This window comes from Lysinibacillus sphaericus (assembly GCF_005217585.1).
Classification (GTDB): domain Bacteria; phylum Bacillota; class Bacilli; order Bacillales_A; family Planococcaceae; genus Lysinibacillus; species Lysinibacillus sphaericus.
This window is the reverse complement of record NZ_SZPT01000016.1, coordinates 1-1964: the sequence shown is the minus strand read 5'-3', so window position 1 is coordinate 1964 and position 1964 is coordinate 1. Positions and strand designations below refer to the sequence as shown.

At 33.4% G+C, this 1964-nt stretch carries 1 protein-coding gene and 2 rRNA genes; all 3 read right to left on the bottom strand.

Features of this window, described 5'->3' with window-relative positions; all coding sequences use genetic code 11:
• Positions 1–192: 192 nt before the first annotated feature.
• Positions 193–1086: a patatin-like phospholipase family protein gene (locus tag FC748_RS21905; protein WP_024364927.1), complete on the bottom strand. Its 894-nt coding sequence runs from the start codon at positions 1084–1086 to the stop codon at positions 193–195.
• 522 nt (positions 1087–1608) lie between these two features.
• Positions 1609–1724 (bottom strand): 5S ribosomal RNA (rrf, locus tag FC748_RS21900).
• Positions 1725–1789: 65 nt separating this feature from the next.
• Positions 1790–1964 (bottom strand): 23S ribosomal RNA (locus tag FC748_RS21895); the annotation flags it as partial.

Sequence of the window (1964 nt, the reverse complement as noted above, 5' to 3'; positions counted from 1 at the left end):
TTCAGTTTTCAAGGTTCATTTGCGCTAACTGTTTTTAAAAGAGTTAACTTTTATATAATAACATGTTTCTAAAATAATGTCAAACATTTTTTTGTTTTTATTTTTTTTAGTTACATGTTGTAACAGCAACTTTTATATAATAACATCTAGTTTTTGAAACGTCAACTGGTTTTATTATTTTTTTTAAAAAAACTATATTCTAAACCTCGGCCAAGTTTTTAAAAATTGAATAGTACGATTTCTACCTATCTCTAACAACGTTTCCTTTGTCTCTTCATTTAAATCAAATTGGGTAGCACTATAATCATCTACTGGAATAAAAACAATATCCCTTTCGTGTCTTCTTGAAATATATCTTTCATCATGAGCCCCTTTCATAGTAGCAAATAACGCTTCAAATAAATTCAAGCCATTCTTTATCTCTTGTGGGCATTGTTCTTCACTACTTCTACTTAGTTTAAGACCAAGTACAGGTCGCTTTTTACGCCCTTCTTTGTCATCAAATATCCATAAAGGGAAATTACTTAGTACGCCTCCATCAACAATGACTGATTCCCCCCTTCCTGTTTTCAATGTGACTGGTTCAAAAAAGAATGGAATGCCACAACTCATACGTAATGCACAAGCAACAGAAAAATTATTGGCATCAATTTGATATTTGTGTAAATCATCTGGTAAAACAATAATTCTTCCATTCGATAAATCGGATGCTACTAATTTTAATGAACCTTTAGGTAAATCCGAAAAAGTATAAACCCCCTTATCCGCTAATTTTTGAAAAAACCATTTTTCTAATGCTTTCCCTTTATACAAACCTAAATGGTTATAAACATTTATCCATTTCATAAACGGGAATGGTAGAAATGTTTTTCGAGGATCTAATAATGAAGGTACATCTAACTCTTCAAGTATACATTCAATTTCCTTTCCACTATAACCAGCAGCAATAAAAGCAGCTAAAATTGCTCCAGCACTTGTTCCTGCAACTCGTTTAAAATGAAAATTTTCAGCTTCTAATACTTGATACGCTCCAACCAAAGCAAAGCCTTTCAATCCTCCACCAGAAAAAACCCCATCAATCCACAAAATTCCCTCTCCTTTTTCAAGTAATCGTTATATTATAGAAAATTATCAAAGTGATTAGAACTTTAAAAAATGAATTTTGTCGAACTAACGGGCTTATTAGATTGTTTACGTAATCATTAAAAATACATAATAAAAAATAGAACGCCTGCCAGCATAAATCTCAATCCTAAATAAATAAGTAATACTTCAATATCTGCATGTATTCCATTAATGTTCTCATATAGAATATTCAAACCTCCAGCTTTCAAGCCCGTCTTAAGTAACTTATTTGTTTCATAATTAAAACCTGCCATACAGTCACTAGAATGCCCTTAACGGGCTTTAAAATTGCAAAAATAGTATATTGCTAGCATCTACACTTTCTAATTCTTCTTCTATTGATACTTTGTTAAAATTTAAAATGCTTGATAATGAATTATGATTTTCCATTTTAAAAAAATAACGAGAACCTATAAAAATAATAGATTCTCGTTATTACTCAAAATAAAAAAAACAGCCAGCAATATGCTGACTGCTTTGTGTGCCTAGCGACGTCCTACTCTCACAGGGGGAAGCCCCCAACTACCATCGGCGCTAAAGAGCTTAACTTCCGTGTTCGGTATGGGAACGGGTGTGACCTCTTTGCCATCATCACTAGACAGTATTTAATTGAAAGATTGTTCTTTCAAAACTGGATAAACGGTTCATTGAATGTTTCAAACTTTTGGTTAAGTCCTCGATCGATTAGTATTCGTCAGCTCCATGTGTCACCACACTTCCACCTCGAACCTATCTACCTCATCGTCTTTGAGGGATCTTACTTACTTGCGTAATGGGAAATCTCATCTTGAGGGGGGCTTCATGCTTAGATGCTTTCAGCACTTATCCCGTCCACCCAT